14 protein-coding genes are annotated in these 16,722 nt (G+C 60.8%); 6 read left to right on the top strand and 8 right to left on the bottom strand.

What is annotated here, in order from left to right; genetic code table 11:
• The first annotated feature begins 20 nt into the window (after positions 1-20).
• The 3 genes from JS46_RS01390 to JS46_RS01380 all read left to right on the top strand — a co-directional run bounded on the left by JS46_RS01390 (position 21) and on the right by JS46_RS01380 (position 3,214).
• A complete protein-coding gene (locus JS46_RS01390; RefSeq protein WP_033747081.1) occupies positions 21-1,508 on the top strand; it encodes a carboxypeptidase M32 in 1,488 nt (495 codons plus the stop codon).
• Between the two features lie 155 nt (positions 1,509-1,663).
• On the top strand, positions 1,664-2,119 hold the full coding sequence (asr, locus tag JS46_RS23160) for an acid resistance repetitive basic protein Asr (RefSeq protein ID WP_072010383.1): 456 nt from the start codon (positions 1,664-1,666) through the stop codon (positions 2,117-2,119).
• A gap of 285 nt (positions 2,120-2,404) precedes the next feature.
• Positions 2,405-3,214, top strand: coding sequence for a serine protease (locus tag JS46_RS01380; RefSeq protein WP_033747079.1), 810 nt, complete (start codon positions 2,405-2,407; stop codon positions 3,212-3,214).
• 70 nt (positions 3,215-3,284) lie between these two features.
• Here the strand turns inward: JS46_RS01380 and JS46_RS01375 are convergent, their stop codons facing one another.
• Both JS46_RS01375 and hrpA read right to left on the bottom strand, forming a co-directional pair.
• Complete coding sequence (locus tag JS46_RS01375; protein ID WP_033747075.1) at positions 3,285-3,860, bottom strand: Ail/Lom family outer membrane beta-barrel protein; 576 nt, start codon at positions 3,858-3,860, stop codon at positions 3,285-3,287.
• Between the two features lie 215 nt (positions 3,861-4,075).
• A complete protein-coding gene (gene hrpA / locus JS46_RS01370) occupies positions 4,076-7,978 on the bottom strand; it encodes an ATP-dependent RNA helicase HrpA (protein ID WP_033747072.1) in 3,903 nt (1,300 codons plus the stop codon).
• Between the two features lie 255 nt (positions 7,979-8,233).
• Here hrpA and JS46_RS01365 point away from each other — a divergent pair, with 255 nt between their 5' ends.
• Positions 8,234-8,833, top strand: a complete 600-nt coding sequence (locus JS46_RS01365; RefSeq protein WP_033747071.1) for an FMN-dependent NADH-azoreductase — start codon at positions 8,234-8,236, stop codon at positions 8,831-8,833.
• A gap of 54 nt (positions 8,834-8,887) precedes the next feature.
• Here the strand turns inward: JS46_RS01365 and JS46_RS01360 are convergent, their stop codons facing one another.
• Genes JS46_RS01360 through JS46_RS01350 form a run of 3 tightly spaced genes read right to left on the bottom strand, consistent with a single transcriptional unit; the run spans position 8,888 to position 12,014 of the window.
• The gene (locus JS46_RS01360; RefSeq protein ID WP_051905537.1) at positions 8,888-9,217 is read right to left on the bottom strand and encodes a YdbL family protein; all 330 of its coding nucleotides are present in this window, start codon (positions 9,215-9,217) and stop codon (positions 8,888-8,890) included.
• Positions 9,217-9,405 (bottom strand): YnbE family lipoprotein, encoded by a 189-nt coding sequence (locus JS46_RS01355; protein WP_033747068.1) that lies wholly within the window; start codon positions 9,403-9,405, stop codon positions 9,217-9,219. Before JS46_RS01355 ends, JS46_RS01360 begins: the two co-directional genes overlap by 1 nt.
• Positions 9,402-12,014 (bottom strand): YdbH family protein, encoded by a 2,613-nt coding sequence (locus tag JS46_RS01350; RefSeq protein WP_033747067.1) that lies wholly within the window; start codon positions 12,012-12,014, stop codon positions 9,402-9,404. The genes JS46_RS01355 and JS46_RS01350 overlap by 4 nt, the downstream gene beginning before the upstream one ends.
• Positions 12,015-12,157: 143 nt before the next feature.
• On the opposite strand from JS46_RS01350, the gene JS46_RS01345 reads away from it, so the two are divergent.
• Positions 12,158-13,156: a 2-hydroxyacid dehydrogenase gene (locus JS46_RS01345; RefSeq protein WP_033747063.1), complete on the top strand. Its 999-nt coding sequence runs from the start codon at positions 12,158-12,160 to the stop codon at positions 13,154-13,156.
• 39 nt (positions 13,157-13,195) lie between these two features.
• Here the strand turns inward: JS46_RS01345 and JS46_RS01340 are convergent, their stop codons facing one another.
• From JS46_RS01340 to JS46_RS01330, 3 genes are all read right to left on the bottom strand, one after another.
• A complete protein-coding gene (locus tag JS46_RS01340) occupies positions 13,196-13,468 on the bottom strand; it encodes a DUF333 domain-containing protein (RefSeq protein WP_033747060.1) in 273 nt (90 codons plus the stop codon).
• 490 nt (positions 13,469-13,958) lie between these two features.
• Positions 13,959-16,085, bottom strand: coding sequence for a Fe(2+) transporter permease subunit FeoB (gene feoB, locus JS46_RS01335; RefSeq protein WP_051905536.1), 2,127 nt, complete (start codon positions 16,083-16,085; stop codon positions 13,959-13,961).
• Positions 16,082-16,321: a FeoA domain-containing protein gene (locus JS46_RS01330; RefSeq protein ID WP_033747057.1), complete on the bottom strand. Its 240-nt coding sequence runs from the start codon at positions 16,319-16,321 to the stop codon at positions 16,082-16,084. Before JS46_RS01330 ends, feoB begins: the two co-directional genes overlap by 4 nt.
• A 211-nt stretch (positions 16,322-16,532) precedes the next feature.
• Here JS46_RS01330 and JS46_RS01325 point away from each other — a divergent pair, with 211 nt between their 5' ends.
• Entirely contained in the window at positions 16,533-16,715 is a 183-nt protein-coding gene (locus JS46_RS01325) for a hypothetical protein (RefSeq protein WP_102990971.1), read from the top strand.
• Positions 16,716-16,722 lie beyond the last annotated feature (7 nt).

The following is a 16,722-nucleotide window of genomic DNA, read 5'->3' as shown; positions in this document are numbered from 1 at the left end:
ACCTTCACAAGGAGTTTCGGTTGACTACTGCTTATCAACAACTTAGTGCGACATTCCAGCGACTCTCCCGCTTCGGCCATTTGATGGCGGTCGCGGGCTGGGACATGCAGACCATGATGCCGACCGGCGGCAGCCAGGCGCGCGGCGAAGCGCTGGCGGAGATGGGCGTGCTGCGTCATGAGATCCTGACCGATCCCCGCGTCGGCGAACTGATTCAGGAAGCCGAGCAGGCTGACCTGAACGACGTCGAGCGTGCCAACCTGCGCGAGATGCAGCGCGCCTGGCAGCAGGCGTCGCTGCTGCCCGCCTCGCTGGTCGAGGCGAAATCGCTGGCCGGTTCGCGCTGCGAGCACGCCTGGCGCGAACAGCGTCCAGCGAACGACTGGCAGGGCTTTGCCGCCAACCTGAAAGAGGTGGTGCGCCTGAGCCGCGAAGAGGCGCAGCTGCGCGCGGAGGCGAACAACACCTCGCGCTATGACGCCCTGCTCGATCTCTACGAGCCGGGCATGACCGGCGCGAAGCTGGACGCCACCTTCGGCGAACTGAAAAGCTGGCTGCCCGATCTGCTGCAGCGCGTGGTGGAGAAGCAGGCGCAGGAGCCTGTCGAGCAGCCGCAGGGCCCCTTCGCTATCGCCGCGCAGCGCGAGCTCGGCCTGAGCGTAATGACGACCCTGGGCTTCGATTTCCGCCACGGCCGTCTCGACGTCAGCGCGCATCCCTTCTGCGGCGGCGTGCCGGAAGATGTGCGCATCACCACGCGCTACAATCAGGAGGAGTTTCTCAGCGCGCTGATGGGCGTGATCCATGAGACCGGCCATGCGCGTTACGAGCAGGGCCTGCCGCAGCAGTGGCGCAACCAGCCGGTAGGCCTGGCGCGATCGACCGCTATCCACGAGTCGCAAAGCCTGTTTATGGAGATGCAGCTGGGCCGCAGCCGCGAGTTCCTGCAGCGCATTCTGCCGCAGGTGTGCGACAAGCTGGGCGCGCAGCCGGCGCTGCAGCCGGAAAACTTTGTGCGCCTGACGCAGCGCGTCAAACCCGGCTTTATCCGCGTCGACGCCGATGAGCTGAGCTATCCGGCGCACGTGATTTTACGCTTCGAGATTGAGCGCGCGCTGATCGAAGGCGACATCGAGGTCGAGGACATTCCCGCGCTGTGGGATGAGAAGATGATGCAGGCTTTAGGGCTGGATACCCGCGGCAACTACCGCGACGGCTGCATGCAGGATATTCACTGGACCGACGGCGCCTTCGGCTACTTCCCGACCTACACGCTGGGCGCCATGTACGCGGCGCAGCTGTTCCAGGCGGTGAAGAAAGCCCTGCCAGACCTGAGCGAACGTCTGCAGCATGGCGACCTGCAGCCGGTATTCGACTGGCTGCAGCAGAACATCTGGCAGCACGGCAGCCGTTTCCCCACCGAGCAGCTGCTGATCAACGCCACCGGCGAAGCGCTGAACCCGCGCTTTTTCCGCCAGCATCTTGAACAACGCTACCTGAATCGTTAATCTGTGCGGCCTTCGCGGCCGCCCTTTTCCCGTCTTGTACAATCGGTTACACGCCGATACCAAACACCCACGGAAACCGATCCTCGTTTTTTTTATAGTCTTTTCACCGGCCCCGCAGTGGGCTACACATGAAAAAAATGTTCGAGGAATTTGCAATGAAAAAATTGTTTGCACTGGTCATCGCCGCTGCTATGGGTCTCTCTTCTGTTGCTTTCGCTGCTGACACCACCGCTGCGCCGGCTGCTGCCCCTACTGCGACCACCACTACCGCTGCGCCGGCTAAAACCACGCACAAAGTCGCTCACAAGAAACACAAAGCCGCTCAGAAAGCGCAGGCTGCTAAAAAGCACCACAAAAAAGCAGTGAAAAAAGATGCTGCGCAGAAAGCTCAGGCCGCTAAAAAGCACCACAAAAAAGCCGCTAAGCCAGAAACTGCACAGAAAGCCCAGGCTGCGAAAAAACACCACAAAGTAGTTAAGAAAGCCGCTGCGCCGCAGAAAGCTCAGGCTGCTAAAAAGCATCACAAAGTAGCTAAGAAAGCCGCTGCGCCGCAGAAAGCTCAGGCTGCTAAAAAGCACCACAAAGTTGCCAAGAAAGCCGCTGCTAAATAATTAAGGTCGCGCACCCTGCGCCTTAAGAAGCGTTGACTAATAAAAACACCCGGTTCTGCCGGGTGTTTCGTTACTGGAGTTGCGGAAATGGTGCGTCGCTATCGTTTTGAAATAATCCTGCTGGTGATGATCCTCTGCGGCGTCATCGCGGCCTTCTTTTTTATTTAGTCGTTGTAGCGTGCTGATTATTCCAATAAATCTCCCTTTTTTACCGCTCACCGACTATAGTTATTGCGCAAGCGTGATGACAATAACCTCTTCTTAAATCTCGCCATTGAGAGACCTATGCGCCTGGCTATTTTGCTGTTGACTGGATTGTTCTGTTTCACCACTCTGGCCCACGCCGATGATGATGACGATGCGCCGAATCCCGATGAAATCAAAATGCTTTTCTTTGGCAAAGATCACCGCAAGGCGATCGGCGACGTCACGGCCGCGCCCTGGGACGCCATCGGCCAGCTGGAAACCGAGAGCGGCAATCTGTGCACCGCCACGCTGATCTCCGCCCATCTGGCGCTGACGGCGGGACACTGTCTGCTGACGCCGCCGGGCAAATTCGACAAGCCGGTGGCGCTGCGCTTTATGGCGAGCGACAGCGGCTGGCGCTATGAAATTCACGATATCGACGCGCGCGTCGAGCCGGCGCTGGCGCGCAAGCTGAAAGCAGACGGCGAAGGCTGGATCGTCCCCAGCGACGCCGCGCCGTTCGACTACGGTCTGGTGATCCTGCGCAATCCCCCTTCTGCCATTAATCCAATTCCGCTATTCGACGGGTCGCGCAGCGATCTCACCGCGGCCCTTAAAGAGGCGGGCCGCAAAGTGACTCAGGCGGGCTATCCCGAAGATCATCTGGATACGCTCTACTCCCACAGCGACTGCCTGATTACCGGCTGGGCGCAGCGCGCCGTGCTGTCGCACCAGTGCGACACGCTGCCGGGCGACAGCGGTTCGCCGCTGCTGCTGAAAAACGAGAACGGCTGGCAGCTGATCGCGGTGCAGAGTTCGGCGCCGGCAGCGAAAGATCGCTACCTGGCCGATAACCGCGCTATCGCGGTAACCTCGTTCCGCGACAGGCTGGAAGCGCTGGCGCAGTAAGACGAAGAAAGAAAAGAAAAGGCGCGCCCGGTTTGCCAGCCGCGCCTTTTTTTATTGCGGAACGCCAGCTTCAGAAGGTGTAGCCAAGGTTAAGAATAAAGCCGTCAATCGACATCTCTTTATCGGCTACGTCGAGACGCGATCCCTCATAACCGATATCGATCGCCAGATTCTCCATGGGATTAATCTGCACGCCTGCGCCGTACATCAGGGACGTCTTTTTCTCGCTGAGAGAGGTGTCGCCCATATAAACGTAACGCCCTTCATAGTTGTACCAGCTTTCGCGATAGTCGACTTTATTATAATTAAGACCGAGCAGCCCATAGACGCTGATATATTGATTAAAGCGCCAGGCGGGGCCGACAGATAACGAATAATATTTTACCTTCGCATCGCCGTCGACTATATCCATCGAGCCGGTGAAAGGCGTATAGCTGCCGCTGCCGCTCATATAGGTCAGCGAGCCAATCAGGCTCAACGGCGAATCCCACTCATAGCGGTACTTGAGGTTAATCCCGCGGATATTTTTGAAATCCTGCACTTTACTTTGCGCATAGCCGAGAGTCACCGTCTGTTGATCGGCATTCGCGTTGGCGTGTATTCCCAGAGCAGCCACAATGAGGCTGAATAAAACAGACTTCTTCATATTTATCTTCCTTAATTAAATTTAATCATCCGGCGCGTGCCTCGCGCCGCCATTGATTTTATCCAAAAAGTGCGGCGACGGCCGATTCCCGCGCGATAATTTGCGTCTGTTTTTAGCACGCTTGTAAATAAGTTTTAGCACAGGCGATATAACGCCGTTTCAGGGCAAAAAAAACCGCAGCGTTTTAGGCTGCGGCTTGCGAGAGCGCCAGGCGGTTACGCCGCGAACTGCTCCATCGTTTGCAGGATGCGCTTGTCGGAAACAGGATAAGGCGTGCCGAGCTGCTGGGCGAAATAACTGATGCGCAGCTCCTCGATCATCCAGCGAATGTCGCGCACCTCTTCATCATCCTGACGCTGCGGCGGCAGCTTATTGCGCCAGGCTTGCCAGGCCTGCTCAACCGCCTGCACCTTCAGCATGCGCGCGCGATCGCTGTGCGGATCGGCCGGCAATTTTTCCAGCCGACGCTCAATACCCTGCAGATAGCGCAGCGTATCCCCCAGGCGCTTCCAGCCGTTGCCGGTAACGAAGCCGCGATAGACCAGGCCGCTCATCTGCGCCTTAATATCCGACAGCGCCAGCGCCATGGTCATATCGACGCGCCCTTTCAGACGCTTGTTGATGTTGAACACCGCCGTCAGGATCTGCTCAACCTGTTTGGCGATCTCCACCACTGTCTCGTTCAGCTCGGCGCGCACCTTCTCGTGCAACTGCTCGAAGTTCTGCTGCTGCCAGGCCGGGCCGCCCGCTTCCGCCATCAGCTTGTCGACGCCGCAGGCGATGCAGTCGTCGATCAGATCCAGCACCTTGCCGTAAGGGTTGAAGTAGAGCCCCAGCTTGGCTTTGTTCGGCAGCTTTTCATGCAGATATTTTATTGGCGAAGGAATATTGAGCAGCAGCAGGCGACGCTGGCCGCGCCACATCATTTTCTGCTGCTCCTGCTCGCTGTCGAACAGGCGGATCGCGACGCTCTCTTTCTCGTCGACCAGCGCCGGCCAGGCCTTGACCTGATAGCCGCCGCGTTTCTGCTCGTAGCTGCGCGGCAGATCGCCGAAGCTCCAGATATGCAGGCCGTGCTGCTCCAGCCCGTCATCCGCCACCTTCGACAGCGTCTCCTGCACTTTTTCTTTCAGTTCGGCTTTTAGCGCGCTGAGATCTTTGCCCTCTTTCAGCTTGCGGTTATGTTCGTCCACCACGCGGAACGTCATTTTCAGGTGATCGGGCACCTGTTCCCACTGCCAGTTTTCCCGCTCCAGCGTAACCCCGGTCATGCGGCGAAACTCTTTCGCCAGCACGTCGAGCAGCGGCAGCTCCATGGCGGTGACGCGGCCCAGAAAGGCGTCGGCATAGTTAGGCGCAGGCACCAGATTGCGGCGCAGCGGCTTCGGCAGCGACTTGATCAGCGCTATAATCAGCTCGCGGCGCACGCCGGGGATCTGCCACTCGAAGCCCTGGTCCTCGACCTGATTAAGCAGCGGCAGCGGAATATGCACCGTGACGCCGTCGGCGTCCGCGCCCGGCTCGAACTGATAGCTGAGCTTCAGCTTGAGGTTGCCCTGATGCCAGAAGTTGGGGTAGTCGAGCTGGCTGACCTTGTCCGCGCCCTCTTTGATCAGCATCTGTTTGTCGAAGCTGAGCAGATCAGGGGTGTCGCGGCTCGCCAGCTTCCACCAGCTATCGAAATGCTTCGCCGAGACTACCTGCTGGCCGACGCGCTGGTCATAAAAGTTGAACAGGGTTTCGTCATCCACGAGGATGTCGCGGCGGCGCGATTTATGCTCGAGATCTTCGACTTCGCTGCGCAACTTCTGGTTATTGCGGAAGAAGGCGTGGCGCGTCTGCCAGTCGCCCTCCACCAGCGCATGGCGGATAAACAGCTCGCGGCTCAGCGTCGGGTCGATGCTGCCGTAGTTGACCTTACGCGCGGCGACGATCGGCAGGCCGTACAGCGTGACCTTCTCCTGCGCCATCACCGCGCCCTGGCCTTTTTCCCAGTGCGGTTCGCTGTAGCTGCGTTTAATCAGGTGCTGCGCCAGCGGCTCGATCCACTCGGAATCGATACGCGCCGCGATGCGTCCCCACAGGCGGCTGGTTTCCACCAGCTCCGCCACCATGGTCCATTTAGGCGGTTTTTTAAACAGCCCGGAGCCGGGGAAGATGGCGAAGCGGGCGTTGCGCGCGCCGGTAAAGTCCTGCTTTTCGGCGTCCTTGATGCCGATATGCGACAGCAGTCCGGTGAGCAGCGCGCAGTGCACCTCGCGGAATCCCGCCGGCTCGCTGTTAACGGGGATCCCTAGCTCACGCACCACCTGACGCAGCTGGGTATAGATATCCTGCCATTCGCGCACGCGCAGATAGTTGAGAAAATCCCCTTTGCACTGGCGGCGGAACTGGTTGCCCGACAGCGCTTTCTGCTGCTCGCCCAGATAGTTCCACAGGTTGACGAAGGCGAGGAAGTCGGACTCTTTGTCGGCGAAGCGGCGATGTTTCTCATCGGCGGCCTGCTGTTTCTCGACCGGGCGCTCGCGCGGATCCTGAATCGACAGCGCCGAGGCGATAATCATCACTTCGCGCACGCAGCCAAAGCGCTGCGCCTCCAGCACCATGCGTGCCAGTCGCGGATCTACCGGCAGCTGCGCCAGCTGGCGGCCCAAGCTGGTGAGCTTGTAGTGGCCGGTCTCATCGTTGAGCGTGAGCGCGCCCAGTTCCTCCAGCAGGCGCACGCCATCCTGAATATTGCGCTTATCGGGCGCTTCGACGAAGGGAAAGGCGGCGATATCGCCCAGTCCCAGCGCCGTCATCTGCAGGATCACCGACGCCAGATTGGTGCGCAGGATCTCCGGGTCGGTAAAGGCCGGACGGCTGAGGAAGTCATCTTCCGAATAGAGACGGATACAGATGCCGTCGGAGACGCGGCCGCAGCGCCCTTTACGCTGATTGGCCGAGGCCTGTGAAATCGGCTCGATCGGCAGACGCTGCACCTTGGTGCGATAGCTGTAGCGGCTGATGCGCGCGGTGCCGGGATCGATCACATATTTAATGCCGGGCACGGTCAGCGAGGTTTCCGCCACGTTGGTCGCCAGCACGATGCGTCGTCCGCTGTGCGACTGGAAAACCCGGTTCTGCTCGGCGTTCGACAGGCGCGCGTAGAGCGGCAAAATTTCGGTATGCGGCAGATCGCGCTTCGCCAGCGCGTCGGCGGTGTCGCGAATTTCGCGCTCGCCGCTCATAAAGATGAGAATATCGCCGCGCCCTTCGTCGCCCAGCTCGTCGACCGCGTCGAAAATCGCCTGCAGCTGATCGCGCTCGCTGTCGTCCGCCTCTTCCACCACCGGGCGGTAGCGCACTTCCACCGGGAAGGTACGACCTGAAACCTCAATCACCGGCGCATTGTGGAAGTGGCGCGAAAAGCGCTGCGGATCGATGGTCGCCGAGGTGATGATGATTTTCAGATCGGGACGGCGCGGCAGCAGCTCGCGCAGGTAGCCGAGCAGGAAATCGATATTCAGGCTGCGCTCGTGCGCCTCATCGATAATGATGGTGTCATATTGCAGCAGCAGGCGATCCTGCTGGATTTCCGCCAGCAGGATGCCGTCGGTCATCAGCTTCACCTGCGTGGTGTCGCTGACCTGATCGTTAAAACGCACTTTATAGCCAATGCAGCCGCCGAGCGAGGTTTCAAGCTCCTCGGCGATGCGGTTGGCGACGGTGCGCGCCGCCAGACGACGCGGCTGCGTATGGCCGATCAGCCCTTTAACGCCGCGTCCCAGCGCCAGACAGATTTTCGGCAGCTGGGTAGTTTTGCCCGAACCGGTTTCACCGGCGACAATCACCACCTGATGATCGCGGATCGCCTCGGCGATCTGCTGCTGCTTCTGACTGACCGGCAGGTTGTCGGGAAAAGTAATTTTCGGCGTCGCGGCGGCACGGGCGGCGACGCGCTGCTCCGCCGCCGCGATCTCCTGGCTGAGTTCGTCGACGACGGCCTGCAGCGCCGCGGGGTTAGCCACTTTACCGGCGCCGCGCAGACGGCGCTGCAGGCGCTGGCGGTCGCGCAGCATCAGATTGTCGAGCCGCGACCACAGCGGCGCAAAGGAAGAGGAAACCGGTGATGACATAGTAATGGAGTACCTTCTCAGACGGAGCCGCTGCACGTCGCAGCGTCCGATAGCCGGGTTAACCGACTGATTCTAAAAATTGTATTGAGCAAAGCGTAACACATTTTAACACGACCAGCTGCGCCTTCCATGCCATGCTTATTCAAGAAATTCGAACATAGCTCTCGAAATATTGCGCTTTTACCGCGTCGCTAATGACCGTAGAGTGTAACCCATTGAGCGGGAAGCCTTCCGCGTAACAAACAGGAAACAGCAATGAGCAAAGTATTGGTTCTTAAATCCAGCATCCTCGCTGGTTACTCACAGTCAAGCCAGCTGGCCGATTTCTACGTTGAAGAAGCGAAAGCCAAAGGCGATCAGGTTACCGTGCGCGACCTGGCTGCGGATCCGATTCCGGTGCTGGATGGCGAACTGGTCGGCGCGCTGCGTCCGTCAGACGCGCCGCTCTCTCCGCGTCAGCAGGAAGCGCTGGATCTCTCCAACGCGCTGATCGACGAGCTGCAGGCCCACGACGTAATCGTGATCGCCGCGCCGATGTACAACTTCAACATCCCGACTCAGCTGAAAAACTATTTTGACCTGGTTGCTCGCGCCGGCGTCACTTTCCGCTACACCGAAGCGGGTCCGGAAGGCCTGGTGAAAGGCAAGCGCGCGGTGATTCTCTCCAGCCGCGGCGGCATTCACAAAGATACCCCGAGCGATCTGCTGACGCCGTACGTGAAGCTCTTCCTGGGCTTTATCGGCATCACCGACGTTGAATTCGTTTTCGCCGAAGGCATCGCCTACGGTCCGGAAGTGGCAACCAAAGCCACCGACGACGCCAAAAACGCCATCAAACAGATTGTTTCTGCCTAATCATTATTATTATTCGCTCTGTGTTTCGATTGCCAGGCATGACGCCTGGCTTTTTTATTTCTGCATCCACAGGCCGTTGAGGCCGCGTACGTACTCGCCCTCGCCCGCGCGCTCCACCAGTTTTGCGCCGGCGATACGCGCCACCTGATCGGTGGTGAGATTGTTCTGCTGCGCGATGCGCTGATATTCCACGTTACGCCCGGCGTTGATGCGCTTTACCAGCGCCTGCGTCTCGCCGTCCTGCTGGCGCGCGGCAATATAGCCGCTAAAGGTTTCCCCGACCCGGCCCTGATGGCGCGCCTCATCCAGCGTCAGCGCCAGCGCCGGCTGCGCCGCGCTGATGAGCAGCAGCGCAGCGAGCAGCGGCTTGCGGAACGCGCGCATCAAAACAGATCGCTCTGATTCTTCAGCAGCGCCTCCACGTCTTTGTCCACTTTGATATGAATTTCATGTTCGATCTTTACGTTCATATTGATGGTGATCGGCTCCTTCGGCGCGGCCACTTCGATGCGCGGCACGCAGCCGGTCAGCGGCAGTCCGACTGCCAGCACCAGTAACGCCCTGAGGCTCATGGTTGTTGATCCCTTTTGGTCGGCAGAGTGGCGTTCTGTTCCACCCAGGATTGCAAATTATCGCCAAAGCGCAGGCTGCGCCAGAGTTGAAACAGGTTCTGCTGATGGCGGTAGTTGAGATTCACGGTCTGTTTGCGGTTGCTGAAGCGGCTGACGCCCTGTACCTGCGCCTGCATGGCGAGGTTGCCGAGATTGTCGAGATCGAGCGTCGCCCACGAGCGGGAGATCTCCATATAGCGCAGCCAGTCCATCGCCGCGCCCGCTGCGACGTTGCCGGCAGTGATCGCGTCGGCCATATCTTTATCCATACGGAAAGTCAGGAAGCCGCTGTTGGCGATCCAGCCGTTCTGCACCAGCCAGTGCGGATTATTCACCCACAGCGGCAGCTCGCCGTTGATCCTGCCGGACATAGCGAACTGCTTAGGCTTCAGCGCGGTGACCAGCTTGCTCAGGCTGATATCGCGCAGGCTCAGCGTCGCCGCCTGGTGCTGCGGCAGCCGCAGCGCGGGCAGCGTGACCTTGCCGCCCAGCAGCGCCATGCTGACCGCCTGCAGCGTCAGCGGCTGCGCCTCGCTCCAGGGATAGTAGCCCTGAAGATCGGCGCGGATATTCTGCATCGCGAACTGGTTGGTGATTTCGCCGATGCGCAGCTGTACCGGCCCGCGCACGCCGAGCTGCCACTGCTGATCTTTCAGGCGGAACGGCAGCGAGAAGTCGACGCCGTTGATCTGGTTGTCCGCCGTCCAGAGGCTGCCCTGCGTCACCGTCCAGTGGCCGCCCGCGCTGAATCCCTCTTTCACCGCGGCGGAAAACGCCACCTGCGCGCGCAGCTCGCCCGCGCGGATTTTCATCTTCAGTTCGGGATTGAGCAGCGGCTGGAACACCGTCAGAGACTGCGTCGGCCACCAGGCCTCGCCGCGCAGGCGCTTGCCGTCCCAGCGGCCGTGTACGCGCAGCGGCCCGATCGCCTGCGCCTGCAGCGCGCCGCGCCAGATAAAGTGGCTGGGATCCTGGCCTTTTGCCTCGAAGCTCAGCGACGAAGCGGGCAGCCGCCCGCCAAAATCGAACCGCGTCTCTCCCGCGTCGATGCGGAAGCCGCCGTTAAAGGCGGGTCGTTGCGCGTCGCGCTGCCAGTTGACCGGCGCGCTGAGGGTGAGCCGCGGCCGCACCACCTGCGCCATGCCGTACTGCATCCGATCGAAACCGGCACTCAGGCTGTCGAGATGGATAAGGGTGTCGCGCCAGCCGCCCGCGCCCTGAATAGTCCAGGCGGCGTTAAGCGGCAGCATTTCGCCAGCGCCCCAGTAGCGCCATTTCCACTCCCCTTTATCGGGCCAGAAGTCGCTGGCGCGCCCGTCGAGGTGCAGCCTGAACTGGCCGAAGCTCGGATCGTGCGCCTTGAGTATCGCCTGCAGGCGGCCGTCAATGCCCTGCGAGGCGAGCCGCACCCCCGCCAGCGGCCAGCGCGCCTCATCCACCTCCAGCGTGGAGAGAATGCGCCCGCGCAGACGCAGCAGCGCGCCAGGCTGGAACCGGAGCTGCGGGTCAAGCAGCGGCCCGCTGAGATTGCCGGGCAGCGCGGCGTAGAGCTGCATCGCCGCCAGCTTGCTTTCGCCGGTAAGCCGCAGCGGCAGCGCGCTGTTTGTCATGCTCAGCTTTCCGGGGCCGATATTCAGCACCGCGTTGCCTTTGCCGCCGCGCCCCTGAGTCAGCACGTTGAGGCGGCCGGTAATCTGCGTCTCTTCCAGGCCCTGTCGCCAGTTGTCGAGCGTGAGATCGAGAAAGCCGGAGAGCGTCTGCTCGCCGGTCGGCCAGCGGTAGCGTCCTTTAACAATACGGATCTGCCGCGCGTCGGCCTGCCACGGCAGCATCAGCAGCGGCTGGCCGTCGCCGGTGGCGTAGAGTGCCAGTTCGCCCTGCTGCTGCTGCCAGTCGAGCGTCAGACGCAGCGGTTGGCCGGCGTATTGCAGTTCACCCTCTAGCTGGCCGCCGACCGGCAGGCCGTTGGCGAACTCAGGCAGATCGAACCGGCCATGCAGCGTCACGGGCTGCGGCAGCGCGTTATGGCGCAGCGTTAGCTGCTCTATGCTGAGCTGCTGCCCCTGCAGGCTGGCGTCGATATTGAGATTGTCGCCGCGATAGCGCAGCGTCTGTTTAGCGGGGGTGAGGCTGAGATCGAAACGTCCGGCGTAGGCTTGCCAGGGCGCAATAGTAAGATTCTCAAGCTGGATATCGGCGCCGGGCAACAGCTGCTGCCATTCCGCCAGGCTTTTCGGCGCACCAGGCTGCTCGCTTTGCGGCAGCTTCTGCAGGCAGTCGCTGTCGAGCGTCACCTGCCGCGCGGCGAGCCGCCAGCGCCGGTCGTGCCAGCCAAGCGAGGCCTGTTCGACGCTTGCCAGCGCGCACTCGCCCGCCAGGTAGCGCACCTGCGGAAACCACAGGCCGCCGTTGCGCCAGCGCGGCGATCCTTCCAGCACGATGCGCGTATCCGCCGGCAGCCAGATGCCGGCCAGCTGCGGCAGCCATTGCGTCACGGTGAGCAGCAGCCCCAGCACCAGCAGCGTCAGCGCCAGTAATGCAGCAAGTAGTCGGCGGAGGCTCCGCGGCATGGCAGCACTATTCCTTTTCCTGACAGGATCCTGCCCCTGATGATGGCACGTAATCGGTCAGAGGTGAAGGCGTGCCGCCGACGGCAGCAAAATCCACAATAAAACGTTATGCTGTGTGGATACCCGAATGCAGGAGCGTAACGATGAAAATCGCGGTTTACAGCACGAAGCACTATGACCAGAAGTATCTCGATCACGTTAACGAAGGCTACCGGTTCGATCTGGTGTACTTCGACTTTTTACTGACGGAAGCGACGGCGAAAAACGCCGTCGACTGCGACGCCGTCTGCATTTTCGTTAACGACGACGCCAGCCGTCCGGTGCTGGAGGAACTGGCGGCGCTGGGCGTGAAGTATATCGCGCTGCGCTGCGCCGGTTTCAACAACGTCGATTTAGCCGCGGCTGAGGAGCTGGGCCTGAAGGTGGTGCGCGTGCCCGCCTATTCGCCGGAAGCGGTGGCGGAACATACGGTCGGCCTGATGATGACGCTTAACCGCCGTATCCATCGCGCCTATCAGCGCACGCGCGACGCCAACTTTTCGCTCGACGGCTTAACCGGTTTTAACATGCACGGCAAAACCGCGGGCGTGGTCGGCACCGGCAAGATCGGCGTGGCGACGATGCGCATTCTGAAAGGGTTCGGCATGCGCCTGCTGGCGTTCGATCCCTACCCGAGCGCGCAGGCGCTTGAGCTGGGCGCAGAGTATGTCGATCTGAAAACCCTGTTCGCCGAATCAGACGTGATTACGCTGCACTGCCCGCTGACGCCGGAAAACCATCATCTGCTGAACGCCAGCGCCTTTAGCCAGATGAAAGATGGCGTGATGATTATCAACACCAGTCGCGGCGGACTGATCGACTCCCAGGCAGCGATTGACGCGCTCAAGCAGCAGAAAATCGGCTCGCTCGGCATGGACGTTTACGAAAATGAGCGCGATCTTTTCTTTGAAGATAAGTCTAACGACGTCATTCAGGACGACGTGTTCCGTCGGCTGTCGGCCTGCCACAACGTACTATTTACCGGCCATCAGGCCTTTCTGACCGCTGAAGCGCTAACGGCGATTTCGGAAACGACCTTGTCGAATCTTAGCCAGCTTGAAAAAGGCGAAGCCTGCCCGAATCAGCTGTCGGCGTCGGCCTGATCTGGCGGGCGCTGCCGTCGAGGCGCGCCTGCCGCTGAATTAGCGGGCGCAGTTGCCGCCGATCAGCGCCTGTTCGTCGCAGCGGCGTCCGTTCGCCAGCTGGCACATGCCGATGCGCGTGCCGTCCAGCTGGTGAGAAAATGCCAGCGTGCCTCCGGCGCCAGCGCAGTTGGTTTCCGCCAGCGACGACATAATGACGTGCGGCTGAATATGGGCTGCGGTGGCTTGTTGCGGCGGTTCGTTATCGCTGTTGCTGCTGCATGCCGAGAGCAGCAGCGCGGCACCGGCCAGCAGAAAGGTGGCTGCTTTCATCAGTCGGACTCCGGAAGTGTTAGGGTTAGAGGCTGGTCAAGCATAAGGCAGGCGCGGCAGCCGGTCGATAGGCGACACAGCTTTTTACAAAATTTTCTCTGGCGCTTTGCAAGCAGAATAGTCCTGTTTCGCTTCGCTAAAGCTTTTTCCCGCGTCTTTACCGCCGTCCGCTTTTGCGCCAGTACTGGCCGCGTCTGGCGTCTTGCTGAAGCCACAGGCAGATAAGTGACGCCGTCACCTGTACGTTATTCCAACCTGCTCATAAACTTCGTTTCAAGCGTGCGTCAGCCCTTCTTTGTCTGATTAGCTTATTAATTGATCCTGTGCAATAAAGGGCGCACCTGACCCGATGCTATTGAGCCCCGGTTAAGAAACGCCGCACTATAGTGGGCGCCGAGGCAACGCCTCACTACAACAAGTACGGCTATTGATTCACTTAGCCGGGTCCTCCGGTAACGCTCCACGACAGGAGCGTTTTTTATTTGCCGGGTTAATGCCCGCAGCCTTTACAGCCGCCGCATCCGCCCTCTTTAACCGGCTGCAACCCAGGCTGAAGACTGACGCGCAGCTGGCGTAAAAGGGTCACCGCCGCCATACCCGCGGCGACAATGGCTGCCAGGCAGATCAGGCTGAAGCCGGGATGCTGAGTAAAAGTGCCGATCTGGTAAACCAGCGTTGCGGCGCTATAGGCCATAACGGTTCCCCAGATCAGCGCGAACCACATCCACTGTCGTCCCGCCTCTTTCGCCAGCGCGCCCATCACCGAGACGCAGGGCACGTAGAGCAGGACGAAGACCAGATAGCTGTAGGCCGCGAGCGAGCTGCCGAACATCGTCTGCATAACGCCTACCGCGCCCTGGCTCATCTCGCCGTCTCCTTTGCTCGCTTCGACCGGGTTGAACAGCGTTTGCGGGCTGAACGCCTGCTTCAGGTTCTGCCAGGTTTCATCCAGCGCCGAGGCGAAAACCGCCGACAGGCTCTGCGCTGGCTCGGCGTCCGGCGCGTTTTGCGGCTCCGCCAGGTAGAGCGCGTTCAGGGTGCCGACCACGCTCTCTTTCGCCATGGCGCCGGTCACCAGCCCCACCGTCGCCTGCCAGTTGTCGGGCCGAATGCCCATCGGCGTAAACAACGGCGTCAGGTAGCGGCTGGCGGAAGCCAGTACCGAGTCGTCGACGCGCTGCGCCTGATGGCCGCTGGCCGTCAGGCTGGAAAGCAGGCCGATCGCCACGCAGGCCGCGACGATCACCATGCCGGCACGGATAACGAAGGCGTGCAGACGAAACCAGGTCTGCAGCAGCAGGCTGCGCATTACCGGCACATGCCACAGCGGCAGCTCCATGATCGCACAGGAAGATCCGCCCTTCAGCAAGGTATGCTTTAGCACCAGCCCGGTAAAGACCGCCGCCACGATACCGAGCAGATAGAGCGAAAAGATCACCCCAGCGCCAGCGTTGCCGAAAAAGGCGCCGGCAAACACGGCGAATATCGCCAGCCGCGCGCCGCAGGACATAAAAGGCGCCATCAGCATGGTTACCAGCCTTTCCCGCTCGGTTTCCAGCGTGCGCGCCCCCATCACTGACGGCACATTGCAGCCAAAGCCGACGATCAGCGGCACAAAGGATTTCCCCGGCAGCCCCAGCCAGCGCATCAGACGATCGACCACAAACGCGGCGCGCGCCATATAGCCCGACTCTTCCAGCAGCGTCAGAAAGAAGAACATCAGCGCCAGCTGCGGCACCAGCGGCAGTACGGTGGTGATGCCGCCGCCAATGCCCTGCGCCAGAAAAGAGGTGACCCAGTCGGGAAAGCGAAGCGTGGCGCAAAGCTGCGCGGTGCCGTCGATAAACAGCGCCGTGGACCCCTTGTCGAATACTGGCTGCAGCGCGCCGCCGATATTGATGGAGAAGTAAAACATCAGGTACATCACCCCTAAAAACAGGGGAAAACCGAGCCAGCGGTTGAGAAACAGATTATCCAGCGCGCGCGTCAGACGATGGGCGCGATGCGCCGCGCGATCGCAGACGGCCTGACAGATGGCGCTGATGCGCGCCAGCCGCGCTTCCGCGTCGACGTCCGTTCGGTTCAGCAGCAGATCTGCAGGCGGCGCGGCGGCGACGCGATCGATGGCGTCCAGCAGCGCCGTCAGCCCTTCCGAGGTCGAGGCGGACATCAGCACCACCGGACAGCCAAGCTGCGCGGCCAGCTCATCGGCATCCAGCTCGACGCCGCACGCTCTGGCGACATCGGCCATATTAAGCACCACGATCATCGGCAGGTTCAGCTCGCGCAGCTGCAGGGTGAGCCACAGGCTCTTCTCCAGGCTCGACGCGTCGACCACGTTGATCAGCACGTCCGCCTGGCCGCTCATCACATAGCTGCAGGTGACGCGCTCGTCGGCGGAGAGCCCGTCTTCGGCCTGCACCGTTTCCAGCGAATAGATGCCGGGCAGATCGATCAGCGTGACGGCAGCCTCGCCGGTGGTGAAGGCGCCCTGCTTGCGCTCGACGGTGACGCCGGGCCAGTTGCCGGTGCGCTGGCGCAGCCCGGTCAGCAGATTGAACAGCGTGGTTTTACCGGCGTTAGGGTTGCCCGCCAGTACGGCGTTGATACGCTTCATGCCTGCTCGCCTCCGTCAACGGCCTCGAGACGCAGCATCGCCAGTTCAGCTTTACGTAACGCATAGCTGCTGTGGCTGAGACGCACTTCCGCCGGGTCGCCCAGCGGCGCGAACCTGACGATATCGATTACCGCGCCAGGCACGAAGCCCAGCGATAAAAGTTTACGACGGAAAAGCTCGGACAGGTCGCTCCTGAACCCTGTAATACGCCATTGACTCCCGGGTTTTATCAGCATGATCTCATCTCCGATATTTCTGTGCCGCAACTATGCAATTGCGAACAATTATCGTTATTGATTTAGATCGCGTTAGAGGCGAGAAGCGGGCAAAGAGTGGCGTGGTTGATGCAGGGTTGACGAAAAAGCCGCTGGCGGGCCTGGGCGGTTAAAGGTCCGTTAAGACGTAAGGCGGGAAAATAGCGGTTACATGGTGAACGGAAATCTCTCTATGCTGAAACCTGCTGCGCTTGTTGTCTGCCTGCTGCTCTCCGGCTGCGCGGTGCCGCGCCATCATCAGGCGAAAAACCTCAACGCCCCGCCCGAGTGCATCTCCCACGACAGCGAGATCGACTGCACCTGGAACGACGTGCCCGATAATCCGCAGGCTCAGGCGGCCGCAGAGGCGCAATAGCGCAGGC

This window comes from Pantoea sp. NGS-ED-1003 (assembly GCF_000738765.1).
Taxonomy (GTDB): domain Bacteria; phylum Pseudomonadota; class Gammaproteobacteria; order Enterobacterales; family Enterobacteriaceae; genus Pantoea; species Pantoea septica.
This window is presented reverse-complemented; position numbering and strand designations above follow the sequence as displayed.